Below are 21,851 nucleotides of genomic sequence, written 5' to 3' on the forward strand. Positions count from 1 at the left end.
TAATTTTAATAGGATGGATGCTCTCTATTTGAACGTGGTAAAATATTTGGTTGATAGATTACAGTACATATATTTAACCTGTAATCCTGCATCCGTGATAATCGCAGATTTGGATTTTATGACAGAAAATCCGGACTTTGTATAGATTTTCTCTAAACGCTTTTGTTCTTTCTTAAGCTCTTCCGGAGAGAATTTTCCTACAGGGTGAACTTGCAATAAAACGGTGTCTACTTCCATTTGTTCCTTAAGCATTTTAAGAATTAGCCACATATACGCTTTCGTTAATCCTCTCCCTCTAAAAGGTGTAACTATCCCCAAATGATGCAAGTAGGCAATCGTCCCTTTGCTGCTGATTGGGGTTGCAGCTATGTATCTGAGTGCGTTACTTACATTCATTAAATCCTGCTGTTTTACCGGATCAGAATTTTTAATCGAATACGCCAGGTAGTCGAGTAACGAACCTGAAATCCACTCTTCATTTACGATTTGCAAGCTGGCCTTTCCTACTTTTTCTGTTGACTGATGCACACCGTTTCGTGTTACTTCCCCGGTTAATTCAATTGTTAGAACGATTGTGTCGTCTGTTTGTGTATGTACTTCAATCGAAGGTGTAAAAATCAAATCGTGTAAGCCATTTGGCTGATTGTTATTGAGTATCATTTGCCATACTCCCTTCACGCGATGAGGAACTGTAAAATCTTCTCACCGATTTTACGCCTGCTTTGTGTCAGGATAATGACAAAAAAAGAACCCATATAAATCGGTGGCTCAATGCACACCATTTACACGGGTTCTATCTTTCAACAAACGGCTTACACCTGAAATGGCTCGGGACGCTCGCCGCGCAGCCCAAAGTAGTAAAGAATCGCTTCACAGATGCGGCGGGAGGCCTGTCCGTCCCCATAAGGATTGGCGGCCTTCGCCATCTTCTGGTAGGCTTCCTCGCTTGATAGCAGTTCATCTGCGAGACTGAAAATATTCTCCTCGTCGGTTCCCGCCAGTTTGAGCGTTCCTGCGGCAATGCCTTCAGGGCGTTCCGTTGTATCGCGCAGAACGAGTACAGGCACCCCGAATGACGGTGCTTCTTCCTGCACGCCACCTGAATCGGTTAGGATCAAATGAGAGCGGGACATAAAGTTATGAAAATCGATTACATCCAGCGGGTCAATCAGGCGGATCCGGTCGTGCTGCCCGAGGTATTTCCCGGCCACTTCCTGTACCACCGGGTTCAGGTGAACCGGATAGACGACGGCAATGTCTTCGTATTTGTCAACCAGACGGCGAATCGCGCGGAACATACGGGCCATCGGTTCCCCCAAGTTTTCTCTGCGGTGGGCGGTTACCAGCACCAGCCTTTTTCCGGCAAACTGTTCAAGAATAGGGTGGCTGTAATCCTCACGCACCGTTGTTTTCTGCGCGTCAATCACGGTATTCCCTGTTATGTATATGGAAGCTTCCGGCTTGTTTTCCTTCTGTAGATTTTCGGCTGACTGCTTTGTCGGAGAGAAATGAAGATCAGACAATACACCCGTTAGCTGGCGATTCATTTCTTCCGGATACGGGGAATATTTATTCCATGTACGCAGCCCTGCCTCCACATGGCCGACCGGAATCTGGTTGTAGAAAGCAGCCAGGCTGGCGGCAAACGTTGTGGTCGTATCACCGTGTACGAGGACCATATCCGGTTTTTCTTCTTTCATTACCTGGTCAAGGCCTTCGAGCACACGCGTCGTTATCTGAACGAGCGTCTGCCGATCCTTCATAATGTTTAAATCAGCATCAGGTGTAATCGAGAAAATATCAAGTACCTGATCAAGCATCTGCCGGTGCTGGGCGGTAACGCAAACGAAAGGAGCCAGCTCCTCGTGTTCGCGCAACTCATGGACGAGCGGCGCCATTTTAATGGCTTCCGGCCGCGTCCCGAAAACGGTCATGATTTTTTTTGTCACGGGCCTTTCCCCCTCAATCTATGCTTATCCTATTCCGCAGTTGCGGACTCCATGGAAGCCCCGCGCATGCGGCCATCCGATGCCTTATTTGGTTCCAAACAGGCGGTCTCCAGCGTCTCCGAGACCTGGTACGATATATCCATGGTCATTCAGGCGTTCATCTACAGCAGCAACATAAAGGTTAATATCAGGATGTGCCTGCTGCAATCGTTCAATCCCTTCCGGGGCAGCAATTAAACACATCAGCTTCAGGTTTTGTGCACCGCGGTTTTTAAGAGCTGTGATCGCCGCCGCTGCCGAGCCGCCTGTTGCAAGCATCGGGTCAATGACGATCAATTCCCGTTCCTGAATATCGCTTGGCAATTTCACGTAGTATTCTACCGGTTCCAACGTTTCCGGATCACGGTATAATCCCACGTGTCCTACTCTTGCCGCCGGAATTAATTTAAGCATACCGTCAACCATTCCGAGCCCCGCGCGAAGAATGGGAACCAGCCCGACCTTTTTCCCGGAGATTACTTTTGTTTTGCATGTAGTAACAGGTGTTTCAATTTCAATTTCTTCCAAGGGCATTTCGCGCGTAATTTCGTACGCCATCAACATAGCCACTTCATCTACAAGCTCACGGAACTCTTTCGTTCCGGTATTTTTATCACGAATATACGATAACTTATGTTGAATTAACGGATGATCAAACACATACACCTTACCCATATTGCAGGCCTCCTGTCTTATTTAGAGAAGATGAGCTTCCCGATACTTCCTTGCACTGCGATATATTATAGCAGAGAGCGGGACGTATCGCTTCCGTTTTTTTTGGCGTATAGACATCCATGCCGCTAACGCAGCAACTACAGATGAAGAAATAAAGTTATTTCAAGATAGGAAAATGTAACTTTCCTATCCTCATAGTCCAAAACGGAAGCGATACATCTACGAACAAAGGGCAATGTTTCATACTCCCATTATCCCCCTCCATACGCGGGTAAATCCACATATTTATGCATAATAAAAACCCCCCGGCAGCCGTGGCTGGGCAGAGGGTTCTGGTTGCTGTTGGTTTTTACTGTTGCTTCTTGCTGCTTTCAGGTTATATTTCGAGGCCGGGATACATGGGAAATTTTTCGCATAAGGCGGTAACGCGTGTACGCGCTTCTTCCTGCTTCGCTTCGTCCTGCGGGTTTTTCAAAGTGAGAGCCATAATGGATGCGACTTCTTTCATGGCTTCTTCATCAAAACCACGGCTTGTTACGGCTGGTGTGCCAATGCGAATGCCGCTTGTTACAAACGGGCTTGCCGGGTCATACGGAATGGTATTTTTGTTGCAAGTAATCCCTACTTCATCAAGAAGGTGCTCGGCTTCCTTACCGGTCAGGTTCAGATTGCGCACATCAATCAAAATCAAGTGGTTGTCTGTACCGCCTGAGATCAGATTTAATCCTTCCTCAGTCAATGAGCTAGCCAGCTGCTTCGCATTCGTTACAATTTTAGACGAGTATTCCTTAAATTCCGGCTGCAGCGCTTCACCAAACGCTACCGCTTTGGCTGCTATTACATGCATGAGCGGACCGCCTTGAATACCCGGGAAGACAGCTTTATCGATGGCTTTTGCATATTCTTCTTTGCAAAGAATCATCCCGCCGCGTGGACCGCGTAGGGTTTTGTGGGTCGTTGTGGTCACAAAATCAGCATATGGCACCGGATTCGGATGGTGGCCTGTCGCAACCAAGCCGGCAATATGGGCCATATCAACCATCAGATATGCGCCTACGCTTTTAGCAATCTCGCTTAGTTTCTCAAAATCAATAACGCGAGGGTAGGCACTGGCACCTGCAACAATTAGTTTAGGCTTATGCTCTTCCGCTTTTCTGCGGACATCTTCATAATCAAGAACCTGGTTTTCTTTATCGACTCCGTACTCGACAAAGTTATAAAGGTTCCCGGAAAAGTTAACCGGGCTACCGTGCGTTAAATGACCTCCATGAGATAAGTTCATGCCCAGAACGGTGTCACCCGGTTTAAGAATCGTAAAATACACCGCCATATTCGCCTGGGCTCCGGAATGCGGTTGAACATTCGCATGCTCGGCGCCGAATAATTCCTTGGCGCGGTCGCGTGCCAGGTTTTCCACGATATCCACGTATTCACATCCGCCATAGTAGCGCTTGCCGGGATAGCCTTCTGCATATTTGTTGGTAAGGACCGTTCCCATCGCCTCCATTACGGCTTCACTGACAAAGTTCTCGGAGGCGATAAGTTCAATTTTGCCGCGCTGGCGGCCAAGCTCTAGCCTGATAGCTTCTGCTACCTGTGGATCCTGCTTCTTCACGTGTTCAAACATTCGTTATTACCCCTCTCTAATCCTCTAGTGAATTTTTTATGTGCAACTTTCTTCTGCGGATGAACGTTCATAGACAGCCCGTGCCCCGCCGATTAATTTGGGGCGCGTACGGGCCATTGTCACATGCGCCTCACCCAGTTGCTTTACGCTGGGCCTTACAGGAACGGCAACAGGTTTAAGGTGCATTCCAATAAACGTATCACCGATGTCAATCCCCGCGTCCGCCTGAATGTATTCCACCAGTACCGGGTCATTCATCTTTTGAAAAGCGCCTGCCGCCATCGATCCCCCGGCTTTGGGCACAGGTACCGCAGAAACCTCCGGCCAGCTATAGCGTTCCGCCGTTGTTCGTTCAACGACAAGCGCGCGGTTTAAATGCTCGCAGCATTGAAACGCCAGAGCAAACCCGTGTCTTTCGCTTGCCTCCTTAAAAATACTGTAGAGAGCCGCGGCAACCTCGACGCTGCCCGCCGTCCCGATTTGTTTACCGATGACTTCACTCGTGCTGGTACCGATAACGAGAACATGTTTTTCGCCCAGTGGTGCGGACTGTAAAAGTTCTGCCACAATGGACTGTGCGTCTTGTTTCAGTTTTTCAATGTTCACACGGCTTCACACCTTACTGGTTATCTTCGATTTCCTTAATTTTTTCAATGCGCCGCAAGTGCCGTCCACCTAAAAACGGCGTATGTATCCAAATTTTTACAATTTCAAGGGCGAGCCCCGGTCCGATCACACGCTCTCCCATCGCCAGTACATTTGAATCATTGTGTTCCCTTGTGGCTTTTGCGCTGAAAGAGTCATGGACAAGCGCGCAGCGAATCCCTTTCACTTTATTCGCCGAAATCGACATGCCTATGCCCGTACCGCACACGAGGATCCCACGGTCAAATTCCCCGGTGGCTACCTTCTCCGCTACCGGAAGCGCATAGTCCGGATAATCCACCGAATCCGTACACGTACAGCCAAAATCCTTATATTCTATCCCTTCCGATTCCAGGTACTTCTTAATCTCTTCCTTTAACACATAACCCCCATGGTCAGCTGCCAACGCTACCTTCACTTTTTCTCCTCCATTCCATGTCATCCTGTAATGTCTAAAAGTATTATACCCTATTCCTCAAGGTTGCATAGAGAAGATTTGTGAAAATACAAAATCAAAAACCTGTACGTTACTCTATTATACACTAATTATTGTTCGTCTTTAACAACAAACATAATTTTTCCCGGGTTTCTTTTAAAGTAAATCAGTTTGTTCTGCAAAAAGAGGTTTTGCCAAACAGCCCGAAACATGTGGGTGGGTGCTTTTTTTCGTTCCCTGCTCCCGTCAGTACCAGGAAAACGCACCCTCTTCAATCCCGATATAGCATAACCTTGTAAGACGCACTACCCGAATGTTTCGGGCCGCCTCCAGGCGGAAGAGAAACACGGACAGTTGAAGTGTTTTTAACAAATGATGTTACGTGGAAACAAAAAACGGAAGCGTCTAAGCTCCCATTTCGAATCATCCGTATGCTCACGTACCAAGAATAAACTATACCCGAAACCTTGCGACAAGGTCTTTTAACTGTTCGGACTGCTCACGCAGCACCTGTCCGGCTGCAGCGACCTCCTCCATAAAAGCGGTTTGTTCCTGGGCCGCATTGGAAACCGTCACCGCTCCCTGCGATGTTTCTGTAGCAACACGCGCCACTTCGCGGGCACCCTTCATGGTAACTTCCATGCTATCAACCTGACGGGCGATGAGAGCACAGATCTTTTCAACAGAATCAACCACACCATTAACCGAATCAGAGATATTAGCGAGCGCTTTGGTCGTTTCCTCGCCGCGCTTGGATTCTTTATTCGCAATCGATACCTGCTCGCTGATTTGCTTGACGACATTTTCTACCTGCCGCTGCATTTGTTCAATTAACGAGTTAATGTTAGCCGCCGCCGTCCCGCTTTCATCGGCAAGCTTGCGCACTTCATCCGCTACAACGGCAAATCCTTTGCCGTGCTCTCCTGCACGGGCCGCTTCAATGCTCGCATTTAGGGCAAGCAAATTGGTCTGCCCGGCAAGTTCGCTGACAACCCGGGTAATGTTGCCGATTTCACCGGCATTTTTCTCTAAATCCTGCACAAGTTGAATTGACAGTTGATTCTCAGTGGCAAGTGTATGCATCCCTTCCACCAGAGAAGCCACCACCTTATTGCTTTCATGCAGCGTTGTTAACATCTGCCTCGAAAGCGAGCGGGAATTCTCGGCAAACCGGTTGACATCGTGGCTTAACTGACTTACCGCTTCCAGTGATTCCACAGCCGCTTTCGTGTGCAATTCCTGACTCTCAGCACCGCGGGCAATCTGTTCCATAGTTACGCTTACCTGTTCAATTTGAACAGCAGCCTGCTCCGAAGCATACGTTAATTCATTTACGCTCGTTGCCGTACTCTCACTTGAAGTGTTAATATCTTTAATCATGTTGCGCAGATTTGTAATCATCGTGGCCAGCGAGCCGGCAAGCGCGCGAATTTCGTCATCCGATTTCGGCACCTTCACCTCGACGCGTAAATCACCCGTTGAAGCGGTTGAAGCTGCCTTTTCCAACTGCACCAGCGGCCGTGAAATCCAGCGGGCTACGAGCCAACCAAAAAAACCTGACCAGAATACTCCCAGGGCCAGCGTTAACAGCGTAAAAAGCCAGGCAGGGATAAAGGTTACGTATTTTTGGAGTACAAACAGAAAAAACGCGCTTGTACTATATGTAACCGCGGATAGCGAGCTGATTCCAATGACTAATTTTTTCTCTAAACTGAATCGGTGCTTTGATTTATGCTCCACCTGAGTCCTCCCCCTTGTACCAAAAAGCATAGTGCTTTTTAGTCTATATATATCGGAAAATTAACGTTACCTATTCACGTTCTTTTCAATGATTCTAAGCAGTTGTTCGAGTGAATGAGAAATTTCTTCCGCACATTGCTCATATACTTCGAGCGGGCCTCCATACGGATCACTTATATCGTAATTAGGGGTTTGCTGTTCCAGTACCGCAATCCGGTTGCGCTCCTCGACCGTTTCTTTCATCAGTTGGTCTCTCCAATCATCGAGCCGCTCTCTTACCTGTTCCAATTGATTATATAACGTTTGATATTCATCCTCCAGCCTGGAAATTTCCTCACGATTCATGGCAAGAAACGCTTCCTGTTTCCTTTCCAATTCACGGTACAGTTCATCCAGTTCGGCTGTGCGCGTATTTGTTTCTGGCGACAAATCGGTATATTCTTTAAGTGTATACACTTTATTTTCGTACTGCGGGTACTTCTGCCACAACGTATGACGATGCGATTCGGTCATCGTTAGAATGATATCGGCCCATTCCAGAAGCTCAGGTGTAACAGGCTGGGATGCATGCGTACATTCAATGCCTTTCTTCCTGAGAACCCGAACCGCATGATCGGAGGCCGCAAAGCCTTGGGAAGCAAAGAGTCCGGCGGATTGCACTTCTATATCCAATCCCTTATCATTCGCCATCTTTTGGAGTAACTTCTCAGCCATTGGGCTGCGACATGTATTACCTGTACAAACGAATAAGATGCGCATATCTTTCTCCCCTTTCCTACTTCTTCTTATTTTTGTACCATGCGGATTAAAATTGCAAGAGTCAAAAAAATTTTTTTTCTTTCCTACAGCTATCCCCCAATATAATGGAGAATAATCATCGCTGCCAAGCTGAGCAGCATACCAAGCTGCGCACTCAGTGAATCAAGCCGCAAACTTGCAGGTCCCATTTCTTTCCACACGATATACCCCATCGCTCCCGCGGCAAAGGCAAGACCCAGCGTAATGGCCTGCGGAGTAGAAGTAAAATACAATTCCCCTATCCATGCACCCAAAGGAATGCAGAGGCTAATCAAGACAGCCAGCAGCATGATGTACGGCTTCCGAAGGTTCCCCATCAATAAAGGCGCTGCAAATCCAATCCCTTCCGGAATGTTATGCAGCGACATGGTCAGCGCAATCATCATCCCGATGTGTTCATGGGCTTCAAATCCTGCCCCAATGGCCACTCCTTCCGGAATATGATGAAGAGCGATTGCAATAGTCATCATCCAACCGGCTTTGCGCCATGATTGGTGAGGCACTTCCATATTACTACTATGTGTAATAATTTCCTCTCTATTCCTGTAAAGGGCATCGACCACTGAGTGGACGATCATGAGAAACAAAACGCCCATGCCGCTGCCCAGCAGCGTACCGTATATATCCCCATCCCTAAGAGAAGCCGGCACTAAATCAACAAAGATAACAAGCGTCATAATTCCTGTGGAAAGACCAAGATAAAGCGCGAACAGCCTTTTTCCCGGCGACCCGATAAACAAAAGAATAGAGGCGCCTATCAACGTGGTAAAACCCGTCAGCATGCTTAAAACAACAACGTCTGACATCCCCCGCCCCCCCTACAGTAAAAATTTAATCCCGAAGGCACATAAAATAATGCCCCCGAGAATTTCACTGTATTCGCCGAGCCAGTGACCGACTCTGCGGCCAACCATCAGACCGATTGCCGCAAGAATTGTCGTCATAATACCAAATACGCTAACAGCCAGTCCGGTGTTTACATTGAAAAGGCCGAATGACAGCCCAACGGATAAGCCATCCAGACTAACGCTGAAACTAAATAACAAAAGCCCCCAGAATGATGTTTTTAGCAAGGGGCTTTCCTCTTCGTTGAATAAGGAATTCCATAACATATGAAGTCCGAGCACGACCAGAATACCACCGCCAATATACGTGGCGACATGGCCAACTACAGATGTGAGGAATATACCGATGGCAATTCCGATTAGCGGCATAACAATATGAAAGATTCCGATTGTGGCACTGACTTTCAATATGGTCAGGAGGCGGATGCCGCCCATTCCCATTCCTATTCCAAGCGAAAATGCATCCATTCCAAGCGCTATGCCAATCATCAGGATCGTGATAATCTCTCCCCACTGATTAACCCCCACATCATTCCCTCCTATCCTACCCTAGTCCACTGCTCTACATAGGGAGGATATGCGGGACAACTAGCAAATATAACGCTTTCCGCCCGCAGCTTTGCCAAGGCGGTTCATAACAGCGACGCCAACGCCCTTTTCCGGAAATGTTTCCGCGAGGATCAGGTCGACATGCCGCTCATCAAATTGGCGCAATACATCGTATAAATGATGCGCGACCGTAAGCAAATCAGTACGCTTTCCACAGGCGAGAACGGTATGTTCAGCCGGATACCGTTCCGCCGACTCTTCAGTAGCCATGATACCAACCTTTTTCCCGTCTGCCCTCGCTTTATCAGCAAGGCGGGTGATGGTTTCCGCCATGTTATCCACAGTATCCCCTTCGATTAACCACATCTCCCCTTTCGGTGCATAATGGCGGTATTTCATGCCCGGCGACTTAGGGGCTACCGCCTCGTTAACCAGGCCCGGATCCATCTCCACATCCCCGGCAATCCCGGCAACCTGCTCGGCGGTAATCCCACCCGGCCGCAAAATGACGGGAATATTCCCGGTAATATCAACGACGGTAGATTCGACCCCGATGCCGGTCGCCCCCCCGTCGAGGATGCCAGCGATACGCCCATTCAAATCTTCCCGTACATGCTGGGCTGTTGTCGGACTTGGACGGCCAGACAGGTTGGCGCTGGGAGCCGCAACCGGCAATCCGGCAGCTTCAATAAGCGCTAAAGCCACCGGATGGGCCGGCATCCGAATCGCAAGTGTATCTAACCCGGCAGATGCCCGGTGTGCAATGCCGGGCTTTTTGGGGAAAACAAGCGTTAAGGGCCCCGGCCAAAAAGCCTCCATTAAGGACTTTGCCAGCGGTGGGATCTCAGCGACCAGCGGTTCGAGCTGTTTGCAGTTGGAAATGTGCAGAATAAGCGGGTTATCACTTGGCCTGCCCTTTGCTTCGTATATTTTTTCTACCGTTTCGTCGGCGAGCGCATTTCCTCCCAGACCATATACCGTTTCTGTCGGAAAGGCAACGAGCTCGTTTTTTTGCAAAAGTTCAGCCGCTTCCCGGATAAACTGATAACCCTGTGGATAAGCACTTGGGTCATCCACAATTTTATCCACAATCCAGTACTTTGTATCTTGATTCATGATTGCAACCTCAGTTCTACGATATTCTATGCTTTTTTTCAAATAGACCTGTGTAAATTACAGGTTCATAGAGCATTCATCCACAAATTGTGTATAACTTGTGGATAAGTCTAGTTGATGAGTCGTCTTACCCGCTTCTTTTTCCGGAAAATTTGGATAATATCCACATTGGACGCAAACATGCCTGCCTAACGAATAAAACTCTGCCTGATGACAGAGTTTTTCTAATAACCATATCTTACACAGCATGGCGGAAAAAGTCGACAATTTTATAGAATACATCCACGACAAAAAATCGAACGTGAACATCCTTCGTTTGCGTCTGCTGCTGTCCGCTCTTCGTCACCGTATCCCCGTTGGCAATGTCGGCGAAGCAAAGCGGGGGAAACAGAACACACCACCAGTTCTGTCCGGCAGCCTGTCCGATAGCAATCCGTACCGCTTCATACTGGCCCGCCGGGAATACCTGGGTCCCGTACATTTTTGTCGGGAAATCCGTTGGCCGAAGCTGCACGGTCGCTGTATAATCAAATCCTTTTTCTTTGATCATCCGGTTTACAATCGCTTGCAGTTCAGGTATATGTTTTTGTATAATTACGCGGGCCTGCTGGATGTTTTCCTCTTCACCCGACCACTTTTTCACGTTCTCTATTACTTGGTCCCGAACCTGGCGCTTTAACTGCTGGTCCTCCGGGGAATCGCTGTTGGCCAGAATGCGAAGTCGGATCGATTGCCGCGGCACCTCGCCCGATGCGAACACGGCCATGGCGTTCTTCTGACTTTCCCAGCTCATCGTTAAGACAAAAAGTGCAAAAAATAAAATCATAAACCGTTTCATTCTCTTCACCCTTTCCTCTCCCTGTTCACAAGTATAGACAGAAAGGGAAGATTGCAAACGTTCAGAATCTTATTTTTTGTCACGCACAGCAATTACATGCCTTGCAATCCCTGCCAGGTCTTTCACGATATAAATCCTTTCAAAAAGGCCAGTCTCCTTCAGCCAATGCTGCACAGTTTCCGCCTGATGAATACCGACTTCCCATCCAACGAGCGCCCGATTTTCCAGAACACGCGGTAAATCCCCTACCATCCGCCGGTAAAAATCGAGGCCATCCTCGCCGCCATCCAGCGCACGATTCGGCTCATGCTCCTTCACCTGCAAATCCAACCCGGCAATGTCAGAAGAGGGGATGTAAGGGGGATTGGAAACGAGAATGTGAACCCTCTCCTCTTTTAAAAGCAGAGGCTGCAGCAAATCACCCGCGACAAATGATATTTTCTCCCGCACCCCGTGCCGGGCAGCGTTCTCCTCTGCCACAGCGAGAGAATCCATGGCAATATCCGTAGCCGTAAAGGTCCAGTTCACTCCGCCTTCGACAGCGAGTGTAACCACGATGGCACCGCTGCCTGTCCCGATGTCGGCAACCGAAAGAGCGGCTTCATTCGGCCAAAGACGGTGCGCCTGCTTGATGATTTCTTCCACAAGCTGCTCCGTTTCCGGCCGTGGGATTAACACAGACGAATTCACCTTGAAACCAATGCCGTAGAATTCCTGCTCTCCGACGATATACTGAATCGGCTCCCCGGCTGATCTTCGTTGGAGAATCGATTCGATGCTTTTCCACTTATCCTCACTCAATGTGTCAGACATACTGGAAAAAAGCCGGGTACGGTCCCAGCCGGTGACATAACGAATCGTATATTCCGCCAAAAACAAAGCGTCTTCAATGCCTTTCTCTTCTAAAAAACGAGAAGCCTTCTTCAAGGCTTCTCGTATGGTCATTTTCATCGGTTACGCACCTTCCGCGTTCCGCATTAATTCGGACTGCTCGTTTAAAATAAGCGCGTCAATAATTTCATCCATTTCCCCGTTCAACACCTGGTCAAGCTTGTGCAGAGTAAGCCCTATCCGATGGTCCGTAACACGGCTTTGCGGGAAATTATAGGTCCGGATTCGCTCGCTGCGGTCTCCTGTTCCCACTGCAGACTTGCGAACATCGGCATATTCGGCCGCTGCTTCCTGCTGGTATTTATCCAAGAGGCGGGCTCGCAGTACACGCATCGCCTTGTCTTTGTTTTTATGCTGGGATTTCTCATCCTGGCACGTAACAACAATACCGGTAGGAACGTGGGTCAGGCGAACTGCTGATTTGGTTGTATTAACGCTCTGTCCACCCGCGCCGCTCGAACAGAAAAGGTCCACGCGAATGTCGTTTTCATTGACTTCAACTTCCACCTCTTCCGCTTCCGGAAGAACGGCCACCGTTGCTGTCGATGTATGAATCCGCCCGCCTGATTCGGTCGAAGGAATCCGCTGAACGCGGTGGGCACCACTCTCAAATTTGAGCCGGCTGTATGCTCCTTTGCCGTTAACGGAGAAAATGATTTCCTTATATCCCCCGATATCGGTGTAATTCGCTTCGAGAACTTCTACCTTAAACCGGTGCTTCTCCGCATAGCGTGTATACATCCGGTATAAATCCGCCGCAAACAACGCCGCTTCATCCCCGCCGGCCGCACCCCGCACTTCAATGATAACGTTCTTGTCATCGTTAGGGTCTTTCGGAAGCAGAAGAATACGAATCCGCTCTTCTAACTCTTCTTTTCTGGACTCTAAATCGCTAATCTCCATTTTAACCATTTCGCGCATTTCGTCGTCCAATTTATCCTCCAGCATCGCTTTCGCATCCTGGAGCTGCTCACTTACTGATTTATATTCACGATATGCCTGCACAGTTTCTTCAATATCCGATTGCTCTTTTGAATACTCCCGCAGCTTAGCCGGGTCGTTCATGACATTAGGCTCACACAGAAGGTGTGTTAATCGCTCATACCGCTCAACAACCGATTCCAATCGCTGTAGCACGGTTTGATTCACCTCATTTCAAAAAGTCCGTAACATTCTAATTATAGTGGATTTGCCTGGTTTCGTCAAAGTCCGGTTTCTCCTGCGGGGAAGACCAGCAAAAACAAACGGATTTCGCACGCATCTCCCCCAACGTTCTTTTTAGTGAACACTTCGATTCATCTGATTTATCCGGCTGTCAATGTCAATGAAATTGGTCCGGTAGTTGTTGGCCGGTGTGCCGCTGCGGATGCCATCCCGGATATCCTGAATCATACTGAATAATCGACTGTCTGAAGTAAGGCGGACTCGATACCGGGGCATCTTCTGTTGGACACGCGTTCTCACCTGGTCCTTCACGTAGGCTAGCCTGGACTGATCGCGCATGACTCTATCAAACTGAAGGCCAATGTAGGCTGTTTCTCCATTTATAATGACGGTTGCCCGCTTCACGCCAGGCACGGAAGCGGCTGCCTGGGCTATGCGATCCGCCTCCGCCTGCGGATGTTGGTCACCGTCGCCTCCTTCTACGCGGCCCCCTCTTATTGCAGGGTTGGGGCCTGGGTTGCTCAGAATATGATTTCCATGATTCTCCGCGTTCGGGTCTGTATTATTTATCCGTCCGTTCGAACGGTCATAAACCTGTGGATGGTTACCAACCTGTGGATCTTGGTTAACCTGTTCGTTGTTGTATATTCTCCGGTTATCCGGCGCCGCACTCTGGTTACACGCGGTCGTTAACATAACAAATCCGAGCACGACAATGGGAGCTATTTTTCTCAATTCGCCCACCTCCTTACACATAGCGTGTGAGGATCAGGCAAAACTTATGTGTATGTTCATTATTATGTGTATCGTTCTTTATTCTTCATTGTACCGTATCGAAAATAAAACTGCGCCATTCTGTTTTCTCCTTACTTTGTTCCCCACTATATTAAAAAACAGACAGGCGGGTATGCCTGTCTGTTTAAGCCGTCGAAAATTCAACTTATTAAAGGTTGTATTTCTTTTTGAAACGATCTACACGTCCGCCGGCATCAATGAATTTTTGCTTACCGGTGTAGAATGGATGGCACTCGGAGCAAATCTCCACGCGCAGGTTTTCTTTCACAGAACCGGTTTCGAATTCATTTCCGCAAGCGCAAGTAACTTTAGTTAACTTATAATTTGGATGGATATCCGGTTTCATTTATTTCACCCTTTCTGCCCTGAATCTTTACGAAACAGAGTTTCAATCACAATATTGTGAGTATAGCACGGTATTTACAGTATTGCAAGGACTCGTTTCCATTTTTAAATCCTTATGCTTTTAACGTCTCCCGGCGGCGTTGCTGAAATGCCAGAGGCGGCACATGCGTATACGAGCCAATGGTTACATCCGGCAATTCCCGACGGTAAATTTCCAGCGCCTGTTTCATGCCGAATACTTCTCCTTTTGCAGGAGGAATCATATCCAGATAGCTTTCCGGGTCAATGTTTAGATTTCTCATTTGAATCATCTTAATACCGGCACGCTTAATAAATTCAATCATCGCTTCCATCTCTTCTTCCCGGTCGAACACACCCGGGAAAACAAGGTAGTTAATCGATGTATATACACCTTTCTCATTTGCATACGCTGCCGATTTCTCGACGTTGGCCAGCGTATAGGCGCGGGGGCGGTAATACGCGTTGTAGTGCTCGTCAATCGCACTGATGATGCTGACCCGCATCGAATCAAGGCCTGCATCGACTATTGCTTTTATGTGGTCTGTCAGGCCGGCGTTCGTATTGATATTAATAAAACCTATGTTGGTTCGGGAACGGACTTCACGCATCGCCTTGGTGATAATCGCCGCCTGGGTAGAAGGCTCACCTTCACACCCCTGACCGAAGCTAATAATGGACTCCGGCGTTTGCAAATGATACATCATCACCTCAACCAGTTCCTCCACTGTCGGCTTAAAGTTCATCCGCGTTTGTGGAGCAGGAAAACCGCTGTCATCCGGTTGTTCGGAAATACAACCAAAGCAGCCGGCATTGCACGAGTAGGAAACAGGCAGTCCGGCTTCCCATCTGTTCAGAAATGTATTGGATGCAGTCAGGCATTCGTAGCCCAGCGTACAATTGCTTAAGTGATTAAATACACGGTTATCCGGGTATTGTGTGAGAACTTCTTTCACTTTCCTTTCCAAATCATCCATTGGAAAATGAAGTGGATTCCATTTGTACGGGTCATCCGTGGCTTCGGCGGTAACGTAAAAGCCATCATTAAACCAAACAACAGCCGTGTAGCCAAAAAGAGGAAGTTTTTCCTCTTTATTTTCTTTCACATAGCCGGGAAACATGAGGCGCGTATATCCCTGCGGCAGCAGCGCGCCGACACATTGAAAGCCATCAAGGCGAACCATTTCGCCGGTTTCCGGGTCAAGCCCAACCGGCACAGTAAACGGAAGGCTGACAAGAGTCGCTCCTTCCGGCAGTGGGATGAGCTCCTCCTTCATAATCTCAAGAAGAGTATTTCCGCTGCGTCCGAGACCAAACAGCTCCGGGTGATCGTACACCTGGCCCTGCTCATCAGCATAGACAAGGTACATAATCTATCAAAACTCCTTATTTTTCATTTGCGAAATCCGTTTCTTTTTGCAGAGTTTTCCCTTGCGAGGACGCTTGCCCGCAAGGGAAGACCCTGCAAAAATAAAAATAGTCCATTCCATTGTGCACCCCTTTGAGGTTTACGTTCGGCTGCACAGCATACGTTAACAGAGAAACTGAAAAAGGAGGGCGAAGCGTTTTTTATCGGAATGACCAAGTGGAATTACGATTTATTTTGTCTTACCGGAGTTTTTTTCACCTGTTCAACAACGAGGGAATCAAGAAACTCTTGATTGGTCTTTGTGCTTTTCAGCTTGCGGATGAACGCTTCGGTAAATTCATTGCTGTCATGGATGGATTTGCGTAACGCCCAAATTTTTTCCAATTCTTCTTTCGCAAACAGCAAATCTTCGCGGCGTGTGCCGGAACGCCTGATATCGATGGCCGGGTAGACGCGGCGCTCCGCAAGTTTGCGGTCGAGGTGCAGTTCCATATTGCCGGTGCCTTTAAACTCTTCATAAATCACATCGTCCATCCGAGAGCCGGTTTCAATAAGCGCAGTGGCCAGAATCGTCAGGCTGCCGCCTTCCTCTACATTCCGGGCTGCCCCAAAGAAACGCTTGGGCCGGTGAAACGCTGCCGGGTCAATCCCCCCTGATAACGTACGGCCGCTTGCCGGCACTGTAACGTTATAAGCCCTTGCCAATCTCGTAATGCTATCTAACAAAATAACGACGTCTTTTTTATGCTCCACTAACCGCATCGCTCGTTCAAGTACAAGCTCTGCCACTTTAATATGATTTTCCGGCAACTCGTCAAACGTCGAACTGACAACTTCTCCTTTAACAAGCGAGCGCTGCATATCCGTTACTTCTTCCGGCCGTTCATCAATTAATAGAACTATCAATTCAATCTGCGGGTGGTTCGTTGCGATGCTGTTCGCGATTTCCTTTAACAGGACGGTTTTTCCTGCTTTCGGGGGTGCAACAATCAAGCCGCGCTGTCCGAGTCCTACGGGCGAGATTAAATCCATAACACGGGAAGAAATTTTTTCAGGTGAGGTTTCCAACACAATCTTTTTCTGTGGATAAAGAGGTGTGAGAGCCGGGAAGTGAAGTCTTTCGGAAGACGTTTCCGGTGGTTCGCCGTTAACCGCGTCCACGTGCAGCAGGCCGAAATATCGTTCGTTTTCCTTGGGCGGCCTCACCTTCCCCGATACTTTATCCCCGGTGCGCAGGTCAAACCGGCGGATCTGAGACGCAGATATATAAATATCTTCCGCGCTTGGAAGATAATTGATTGGACGAAGAAATCCAAATCCGTCCGGATGGGCATCGAGTACCCCTTCCATAAACATATTGCCCTGTTTTTCTGCCTGGGCCTGCAGAATGGCAAAAATTAATTCCCGTTTTTTGAATGTTCCATAGTAGGGAATTTGAAATTCCTTTGCGAGTTTATACAAGTCTGTCAGCTTCTTTTCTTCAAGCTGGGCTAAATTCATCTCCATTAATACATAAACACCACACTTTTCTCAAGTATATACCAGTATAGCTGATTTCTCTTTCTATCAATCTTTCATCACAAAATGAGGTTTGATATCCAAACGGTGCTGCCCTTCAATAAAACGTATCGTCCCTGTACGGGCGCGCATGACTACGGAGTGGGTGGTCGCCGTCGTTCCCGCATAACGCACACCTTTTAGCAACTCGCCATCGGTAACCCCTGTGGCGGCAAAAATTGCGTCATCGCCTTTCACAAGGTCTTCCAGGCGCAAAATTTGGCGCGGATCAGACATTCCCATTTTTTTGCAGCGCTCTGTTTCCTGTTCGTTCTGCGGTACAAGCCGCCCCTGAAAGTCCCCGCCAAGGCATTTGAGCGCAACCGCTGCAATCACGCCTTCCGGTGCACCGCCAATCCCAAACAAAATATCTACCCCTGTGTGTTCAAAAGCAGAATTAATGGCCCCGGCAACATCCCCATCCGAAATGAGTTTGATACGAGCACCCGCCTCGCGAACTTCATGAATGAGTTTCGCATGGCGTTCCCTATCCATAATAACTGCCACCAGGTCGGATACATCCTTCCCATTCGCTTTCGCAACCGCTCTCAAATTATCAATAACAGGCGCATCGATATCCACTTTACCTGCCGCCTTCGGCCCTACCGCTATTTTTTCCATGTACATATCCGGTGCGTGAAGCAGATTTCCTTTATCGGCAACAGCGAGAACGGTGAGCGCATTCCACATTCCCTTGGCGACAATGTTAGTTCCCTCAAGCGGATCGACAGCCACGTCCACCTGCGGACATCCTGTTCCCTGGCCTAACTTCTCTCCAATATAGAGCATCGGGGCCTCATCCATTTCCCCTTCCCCGATCACAACGGTGCCATCCATCGGTACCGTATCAAAAACGGCCCTCATCGCTTTCGTCGCTGCATCGTCCGCTTCCTCCTTTTTTCCGCGGCCCATCCAGCGCGCCGAGGCAAGGGCAGCTCCTTCTGTTACACGTACAAGTTCCAATGTCAAACTGCGTTCCATTGTATGCTATCCCCAATCTTATAAGTAATGAAACAACCAAAATTAAAAAAAATCAAATCGATTCCCGCCACATCACGGCACCGATACCCCTTAGTTTTTCCTCTAATCTCGTGTATCCCCGGTCAATATGAGAAACGCCGGAGATTTCCGTTACACCCTCCGCCATTAAACCCGCAATAACAAGAGCGGCTCCAGCGCGCAAATCCGTCGCCGTGACTTTCGAGGCTTTTAATGCTTCCGACCCTTCAATCACCGCTGAGCGACCCTCTACTTTTATTTTCGCTCCCATATTCACGAGATGATCCACATGTTTAAATCTCGATTGATAGATATTATCCGTGACGATACTCGTCCCTTTGGATTGCGTTAGAAGGGAGGTCATAGGCTGTTGTAAATCGGTGGGAAAGCCGGGATAAGGAAGCGTTTTAATGTCGATGCCTCTCAATTCGTCAGCTCCTACGACATGCACGGCATCATCCGCTTCTTCTACCACAACATTCATTTCTCGCAGCTTTGCTGTCAGAGATTCAAGATGACGCGGAATTACATTATTAATTACTACATCTCCCCGGGTGGCCGCTGCAGCTATCATATACGTTCCCGCCTCAATTCGGTCAGGAATGATAGAATGACGGCATTGGCCAAGACGGCTTACCCCCTTGATGCGAATCACGTCTGTACCGGCCCCTTTGATATCGGCGCCCATCGCATTCAATAAGGTAGCCACATCGATAATTTCCGGTTCTTTCGCAGCATTTTCTATTACGGTCGTTCCTTTTGCCATGGAGGCAGCGAGCATAATATTAATAGTGGCTCCAACACTTACAACATCCAGATAAATTTTCGTACCTACCAGCTGGTTTCCCCGAATATGTAATGAACCGCGTTCGTGCACAATCACAGCGCCCAGCGCTTCAAACCCTTTTATATGCTGATCGATAGGACGCGGACCAAGGTTGCATCCGCCGGGCATTCCTATGATCGCTTCGCCAAAGCGACCAAGCATCGCACCCATTAAATAATAGGACGCGCGCAAATGTTTGACTCTGCCGTTCGGCATCGGTTTGCTCTGCATGCTGCTGGCATTGATGCGCATCGTCTCCCCGGTGAAGCTGACTACTGCACCTAACTCTTCCAGAATTTCTCCATAGATACGGACATCGCTGATTTCAGGCAAATTATCGAGGATCACTTCAGATTCGGAAAGAATAGCGGCAGGTATTAATGCTACAGCACTGTTCTTAGCCCCGCTGACTTGAACATTCCCCTGTAATCTCTGTCCACCTTTAATATAGAGTTTCTCCATGGATGGATTCTCCTAACTCATCGGAAAAAGCACCTTTTCTCATCAATTTTGAAAAGGTGCTTCTCCTTCTTTATTTTTTCTGGGCGTTTTCCCAATCAGCAAGAAAACGTTCAATTCCACTATCCGTTAACGGATGTTTAACCATCTGTTGGAATATTTTATATGGGATCGTTGCGATATGCGCGCCCTGTTTCGCACATTCCACAACATGCAGCGGGTGCCGAACACTTGCGGAGATGATTTCCGTTTCGATGTCATGCATCGCAAAAATCTCAGAAATATCAGCGATTAACGCCAAACCATTCTGAGCAATGTCATCAAGTCGGCCCAGGAAAGGTGATACATAGGTAGCGCCTGCGCGTGCGGCGAGAAGTGCCTGTGTAGCCGAGAAAACAAGAGTTACATTTGTTTTGATTTTTTTCTTGGTGAAATATTTTACCGCCTTCAATCCTTCAACGGTCATCGGTACTTTAATGACAATATTTTTCGAAAGAGAGGAAAGGCGCTCTCCTTCTTCAATCATGCCTTCCGCCTCGGTACTGATTACTTCGGCACTGATTGGACCGTCGACAATATCAATAATTTCTTTAAGTGTCTCCTCGAAATCCCTGCCTTCCTTTGCCACAAGGGATGGGTTCGTTGTTACGCCGGCAAGCACCCCCCATTCATTAACGGCACGAATTTCTTCAACATTCGCAGTATCAATAAAGAACTTCATGGCACACTCCTTTTGATTGAAATTCAGTTTGACTAAGCCTGGTTGCTGCTGCCGAATTCTCGGATTTTGCCTTTCACCGTTTCCTTAATGGTCTCACGGGCAGGTCCCAAGTATTTGCGCGGGTCATAAACATTTGGATTCTCCGCGAGTACTTTCCGAACCGTTTCGGCAGAAGTAATCTGGTTTTCCGTATTTACATTGATTTTAGCCGTTCCCAATGAAATTGCTTTTTTGATGTCATGGGTTGGAATACCTGTACCACCATGAAGAACAAGCGGCACACCTGTTAACTTCATAACTTCTTCCATCCGGCCAAAACCAAGCTTTGGCTCACCTTTGTAAGGACCGTGCACAGAGCCAAGCGCAGGAGCAAAGCAATCCACACCCGTTTCACGCACCAGCCGGTCGCATTCAGAAGGAATAGCATACATAGCATCCGCATCGTTTACAACAAGGTCGTCTTCCTGACCACCAATGCGGCCAAGTTCCGCTTCTACAGAAATTCCCAACGTATGGGCAACATCTACAACCTTTTTAGTGAGGGCAATATTCTCATCCAAAGGATGATGAGAACCGTCAATCATAACGGAAGTAAACCCTGCATACATGGCTTCCACACATTTTTCAAAGGAAGAACCATGATCAAGGTGAATGGCAACGGGAACGGTAACTTTATATTCCTCCATTAATGCCTTTACCATACCTACAACGAGCTTAAATCCGCCCATATAGCGTGCTGCACCTTCACTAACACCAAGAATAACAGGAGCATTTTCTTCCTGGGCCGCCTGAAGAATCGCCTGGGTAAATTCCAGGTTGTTTAAATTAAACTGGCCTACCGCGTACTTACCTTGCACTGCCTTGTTCAACATCTCTGTCATCGAAACTAATGGCATATGTAATGATCCTCCTTCTGTCTCTGTCTAACGTCGGTATTATTATAACACAACAAAGAATTAGCATGCGAGTTGCTTCTCAACTGCGATGCGGAGTTCGTCAATATCAAACGGTTTTGTGAAATGTGTGATAGCCCCCAAGTCCGTGGCTTCCTTAATCATATCCAGTTCCCCGTAAGCCGTCATCATGATCACTTTAATCGTTTGATTTATTTTTTTAATTTCTTTTAGTATTTCCAAACCGTCCATCCCAGGAATTTTCATATCAAGAATAACAAGGTCGGGCGATTCAGTCATGACCACGTCTAACGCCTGTTTTCCATTCGCCGCTTGAAATGTTTGATACCCCTCTTTACCAAACACTTCAAACAGCAAAACACGAATCCCGTATTGATCATCAACAATCAACACTTTCTTGTCCGCCATAATAATCCCCCACTTTTCTCCGCGAATTTGTACACCGCCATATCGTTTATTCCTGTATGATTCGCTTCCCATACTTTTAATTCCTGCTTATTTTATGCATAAAAAATGACTCAAGGACCGGTTCGCCC

The 21,851-nt window shown here is 47.9% G+C and carries 23 protein-coding genes; all 23 read right to left on the reverse strand.

What is annotated here, in order from left to right; translation table 11 throughout:
- Positions 1–24 precede the first annotated feature (24 nt).
- Positions 25–660: an N-acetyltransferase gene (locus H525_RS0104560; protein WP_027415219.1), complete on the reverse strand. Its 636-nt coding sequence runs from the start codon at positions 658–660 to the stop codon at positions 25–27.
- A gap of 152 nt (positions 661–812) precedes the next feature.
- Positions 813–1,934, reverse strand: coding sequence for a non-hydrolyzing UDP-N-acetylglucosamine 2-epimerase (gene wecB, locus H525_RS0104565; RefSeq protein ID WP_081413226.1), 1,122 nt, complete (start codon positions 1,932–1,934; stop codon positions 813–815).
- A 99-nt stretch (positions 1,935–2,033) separates the two neighbouring features.
- Positions 2,034–2,663 (reverse strand): uracil phosphoribosyltransferase, encoded by a 630-nt coding sequence (gene upp, locus H525_RS0104570; protein ID WP_027415221.1) that lies wholly within the window; start codon positions 2,661–2,663, stop codon positions 2,034–2,036.
- Positions 2,664–3,039: 376 nt separating this feature from the next.
- Positions 3,040–4,290, reverse strand: a complete 1,251-nt coding sequence (locus H525_RS0104575; RefSeq protein ID WP_027415222.1) for a serine hydroxymethyltransferase — start codon at positions 4,288–4,290, stop codon at positions 3,040–3,042.
- Between the two features lie 36 nt (positions 4,291–4,326).
- Positions 4,327–4,890 carry a TIGR01440 family protein gene (locus H525_RS0104580; protein WP_027415223.1) on the reverse strand — a complete coding sequence of 188 codons (564 nt, stop codon included), beginning with the start codon at positions 4,888–4,890 and terminating at the stop codon, positions 4,327–4,329.
- Between the two features lie 19 nt (positions 4,891–4,909).
- Positions 4,910–5,353, reverse strand: a complete 444-nt coding sequence (gene rpiB / locus H525_RS0104585; RefSeq protein ID WP_027415224.1) for a ribose 5-phosphate isomerase B — start codon at positions 5,351–5,353, stop codon at positions 4,910–4,912.
- 471 nt (positions 5,354–5,824) lie between these two features.
- Positions 5,825–7,111: a methyl-accepting chemotaxis protein gene (locus H525_RS0104595; RefSeq protein ID WP_027415225.1), complete on the reverse strand. Its 1,287-nt coding sequence runs from the start codon at positions 7,109–7,111 to the stop codon at positions 5,825–5,827.
- Between the two features lie 66 nt (positions 7,112–7,177).
- Positions 7,178–7,870 carry a low molecular weight protein arginine phosphatase gene (locus H525_RS0104600; protein ID WP_027415226.1) on the reverse strand — a complete coding sequence of 231 codons (693 nt, stop codon included), beginning with the start codon at positions 7,868–7,870 and terminating at the stop codon, positions 7,178–7,180.
- Between the two features lie 89 nt (positions 7,871–7,959).
- Positions 7,960–8,715: a ZIP family metal transporter gene (locus H525_RS0104605; RefSeq protein ID WP_027415227.1), complete on the reverse strand. Its 756-nt coding sequence runs from the start codon at positions 8,713–8,715 to the stop codon at positions 7,960–7,962.
- A gap of 12 nt (positions 8,716–8,727) precedes the next feature.
- Positions 8,728–9,282, reverse strand: a complete 555-nt coding sequence (locus H525_RS0104610) for a manganese efflux pump (protein WP_035099964.1) — start codon at positions 9,280–9,282, stop codon at positions 8,728–8,730.
- Positions 9,283–9,342: 60 nt separating this feature from the next.
- A complete protein-coding gene (locus H525_RS0104615; protein WP_035099967.1) occupies positions 9,343–10,419 on the reverse strand; it encodes an L-threonylcarbamoyladenylate synthase in 1,077 nt (358 codons plus the stop codon).
- A 238-nt stretch (positions 10,420–10,657) separates the two neighbouring features.
- Complete coding sequence (gene spoIIR, locus H525_RS22840) at positions 10,658–11,257, reverse strand: stage II sporulation protein R (RefSeq protein ID WP_081413227.1); 600 nt, start codon at positions 11,255–11,257, stop codon at positions 10,658–10,660.
- A 69-nt stretch (positions 11,258–11,326) separates the two neighbouring features.
- On the reverse strand, positions 11,327–12,208 hold the full coding sequence (gene prmC, locus H525_RS0104625; protein WP_027415230.1) for a peptide chain release factor N(5)-glutamine methyltransferase: 882 nt from the start codon (positions 12,206–12,208) through the stop codon (positions 11,327–11,329).
- 3 nt (positions 12,209–12,211) lie between these two features.
- Complete coding sequence (prfA, locus tag H525_RS0104630) at positions 12,212–13,285, reverse strand: peptide chain release factor 1 (RefSeq protein ID WP_027415231.1); 1,074 nt, start codon at positions 13,283–13,285, stop codon at positions 12,212–12,214.
- A gap of 141 nt (positions 13,286–13,426) precedes the next feature.
- Positions 13,427–14,047, reverse strand: coding sequence for a YhcN/YlaJ family sporulation lipoprotein (locus H525_RS0104635; protein ID WP_027415232.1), 621 nt, complete (start codon positions 14,045–14,047; stop codon positions 13,427–13,429).
- A gap of 208 nt (positions 14,048–14,255) precedes the next feature.
- A complete protein-coding gene (gene rpmE / locus H525_RS0104640) occupies positions 14,256–14,453 on the reverse strand; it encodes a 50S ribosomal protein L31 (RefSeq protein ID WP_027415233.1) in 198 nt (65 codons plus the stop codon).
- Between the two features lie 112 nt (positions 14,454–14,565).
- Entirely contained in the window at positions 14,566–15,840 is a 1,275-nt protein-coding gene (locus H525_RS0104645; RefSeq protein WP_027415234.1) for a radical SAM family protein, read from the reverse strand.
- Positions 15,841–16,061: 221 nt separating this feature from the next.
- Complete coding sequence (gene rho / locus H525_RS0104655; RefSeq protein ID WP_027415235.1) at positions 16,062–17,345, reverse strand: transcription termination factor Rho; 1,284 nt, start codon at positions 17,343–17,345, stop codon at positions 16,062–16,064.
- Positions 17,346–17,405: 60 nt separating this feature from the next.
- Positions 17,406–18,377 carry a class II fructose-bisphosphatase gene (gene glpX / locus H525_RS0104660; RefSeq protein ID WP_027415236.1) on the reverse strand — a complete coding sequence of 324 codons (972 nt, stop codon included), beginning with the start codon at positions 18,375–18,377 and terminating at the stop codon, positions 17,406–17,408.
- 52 nt (positions 18,378–18,429) lie between these two features.
- Positions 18,430–19,683: a UDP-N-acetylglucosamine 1-carboxyvinyltransferase gene (locus tag H525_RS0104665; RefSeq protein WP_027415237.1), complete on the reverse strand. Its 1,254-nt coding sequence runs from the start codon at positions 19,681–19,683 to the stop codon at positions 18,430–18,432.
- A gap of 70 nt (positions 19,684–19,753) precedes the next feature.
- A complete protein-coding gene (gene fsa, locus H525_RS0104670; protein WP_027415238.1) occupies positions 19,754–20,401 on the reverse strand; it encodes a fructose-6-phosphate aldolase in 648 nt (215 codons plus the stop codon).
- A 32-nt stretch (positions 20,402–20,433) separates the two neighbouring features.
- A complete protein-coding gene (gene fba / locus H525_RS0104675; RefSeq protein ID WP_027415239.1) occupies positions 20,434–21,297 on the reverse strand; it encodes a class II fructose-1,6-bisphosphate aldolase in 864 nt (287 codons plus the stop codon).
- A 60-nt stretch (positions 21,298–21,357) separates the two neighbouring features.
- The gene (locus tag H525_RS0104680) at positions 21,358–21,723 is read right to left on the reverse strand and encodes a response regulator (protein ID WP_027415240.1); all 366 of its coding nucleotides are present in this window, start codon (positions 21,721–21,723) and stop codon (positions 21,358–21,360) included.
- Positions 21,724–21,851: the final 128 nt, after the last annotated feature.

Origin of the sequence: Aneurinibacillus terranovensis DSM 18919 (assembly GCF_000430625.1) — a bacterium.
GTDB lineage: Bacteria > Bacillota > Bacilli > Aneurinibacillales > Aneurinibacillaceae > Aneurinibacillus_B > Aneurinibacillus_B terranovensis.